The organism is Pseudorhodoplanes sp. (assembly GCF_035565855.1).
Lineage (GTDB): Bacteria > Pseudomonadota > Alphaproteobacteria > Rhizobiales > Xanthobacteraceae > Pseudorhodoplanes.
Genome location: NZ_DATMRX010000307.1, coordinates 1 through 2,353 on the forward strand (window position 1 = coordinate 1; position 2,353 = coordinate 2,353).

Sequence of the window (2,353 nt, forward strand, 5' to 3'; positions counted from 1 at the left end):
CACTACGGTGCCGTCGCCGGTCGTGCCGAAGCGGAAGCGCTTTCGCGCGCGCAAGCCGCGCCGCCCGCGCAGCGCCTTGCCGGGCTTCGTGAGGTTGCCTCACATTATCCCTGGTTCGCGCCGACCGACAGGGAAGGGCCGATGGATATGATGCATCTGCTGGCAGCCATTCCAGATGGCGCGCGGGTCTTTATCGAATCGACGGACGATTCGCGGACCGGCAGCGCCTATCGCTCATTCCGAAACTGGGCCGATGCCATCGTCTCGTCGCGCCAGGTCGAACTTGCCAACCAGTTCTTCCTGCTCCGGCTTGTCGAGCCGAGCCTCGCGGACCGTTACCTCGATCGCTTCTCCGCTCGTTTCCTGTCGGCGGATCGGATGCGTTCGCTTTGCGAGACGCTGGGCGCGTCGCGTGTCATCGCCTTCGACCCTGCGACCGTCGCTGCCCTCGAAGGTACGGGTTTTGTCAAGGTCGCAACCGCATCGGCGTCGGCTTGCGCGGCCTTCGTGGATAGCCTCCACATGCCGGCACATGACCTCGTCTTGCTAAGGGTGCCGCAGCCGACCGATATCATTGAGCCGCCTGTCGCATGGACGCGGCGGGGCAACACGCTACGGTGGCCGGCCGGCGCCGGGACAAGCTATGTTGTACGCTATCGCCACCACCGCCGCTTTAGCGCGCGGCAGGGAAATGCCGTCGCTTCGGTCCACCCGGTCGCGGTCGACGATCTGCCTGATCTTCGTTTTATCCGCGTCGATGCAGTCGCCGACGGCGAGATGACGCTGGAGTTTCATTAGTCCGCCGATGGCGACGCTCGTTCTCATCACCGATACCTTTCCGTTCGATGGAGCGTTGGAGCACACGTTCATCGAGCCGAGTCTGCCGTATCTCGTGCAGGCGTTCGATCGGATGATCGTTGCGCCGGAGCGCCTGGTTGGCCGGCAGCGGCCGCTTCCTGCGGGCGTGATGCTTGACCAAACGCTGGCCAAGGCGCTCGAACGCGGCCGGTTCGGCCATCTGGTTCGCGGCGCGACGTCGTGGGACATGGATCGCGAAGTATTCGGAAATCCGTGGCTGCTTTTCCGCTGGCTGACATTGGCGCGCGCCGCCTTGTTTATTTCCCGGGCCAAGATCACCGGGAAATGGGCGGAGCGTTTCATCGCGCAGCACGGTCTGCAGCCGGGAAGTGTCGTATTTTGCACCTTCTGGCTGTTTCACGCGGCCCACGGCCTGAGTTCGTTAAAGCGCCGGTTGCCGGAATTGCACATGGTGTCGCAGGCGCACGGCGCCGATCTTTACGAAGCGCGGCATAGCCCGCCTTACATTCCCTGCCGCGACCGCACGATCGCTCTGCTCGACGCGATCTATCCGGATTCCGCGGAAGGCGTCGCCTACCTCAAGGCTCATCCCGCGAGCCGTCATACGACTGTCGAAGTCGCGCGGTTGGGCACTCCCGATCCGGAGGTGCGGTGTGCGCCTTCGCGAGACGGCATATTGCGCGTCGTGTCCTGTTCCTCACTGATGCCGGTCAAGCGCGTCGACATGATCGTTGCCGGAATCGCCGCGCTGGCGCGCCGGCGGCCCGATCTGCGCATCGATTGGCAACATTTCGGCGGCGGCGAACAGCACGGCATAATCGAGGTGGCTGCGCGGGCATTGCCGCCGTCGGTGACATGGACAATCGCCGGCCATGTGCCGGCCGAAGAGATCATTGCGTGGTACCGGAAAAACCCGGTGGACGTGTTTATCAATGTCAGTTCTTCGGAGGGCACGCCGGTCTCCGCGATGGAAGCGGCGAGCTTCGGCATTCCGATTGTCGCGACCGCGGTCGGCGGCAACCGCGAAATCGTGACCGCGGCAAACGGCTTCCAACTCGATCCCGAGCCGACGCCGGCAGCAATCGCCGAGACGCTCGAATGGTTCGCCGGCAACCCGGACAAGGCGGCTGCTCTCCGTGACGGCAGCAGGGCGGTGTGGGAGCGAAACTACGCCGCGCGCGTGAACTTCCCCGCATTTGCCGCGCGATTACGCGCCCGCGCAAAGGGATAGGCGGGCGGGTAATCATGTTGACGATTGTCGATTGCGGAATGGGCAATCTCGGTTCGATCGAGAACATGCTCAAGAAAATCGGCAAGCCGGCGCTGGTGTCGTCCGATCCGGAGACGATCGCCAAGGCGACCAAGCTCATTCTGCCGGGAGTCGGCGCATTCGATCACGGCATGGCGAGCCTGCGCGAGCGTGGGCTCGAGACGGTGCTTCGCCACAAGGCGAGTGTCGAGAAAGTGCCATTGCTGGGCGTCTGTCTCGGCATGCAACTGCTCGGCCGGTCGAGCGAGGAGGGCAGCGCGCCCG

Annotated in this window: 3 protein-coding genes; all 3 read left to right on the plus strand. The window is 64.2% G+C overall.

Features of this window, described 5'->3' with window-relative positions; all coding sequences use genetic code 11:
• The coding region (locus VN004_RS17675) for a hypothetical protein (protein ID WP_325612815.1) at positions 1-798 on the plus strand (798 nt) is incomplete at its 5' end.
• A gap of 7 nt (positions 799-805) precedes the next feature.
• Complete coding sequence (locus VN004_RS17680) at positions 806-2,050, plus strand: glycosyltransferase (RefSeq protein WP_325612817.1); 1,245 nt, start codon at positions 806-808, stop codon at positions 2,048-2,050.
• Positions 2,051-2,064: 14 nt separating this feature from the next.
• Positions 2,065-2,353: glutamine amidotransferase-related protein (locus VN004_RS17685; RefSeq protein ID WP_414710344.1), on the plus strand; the 289-nt coding region annotated here is incomplete at its 3' end.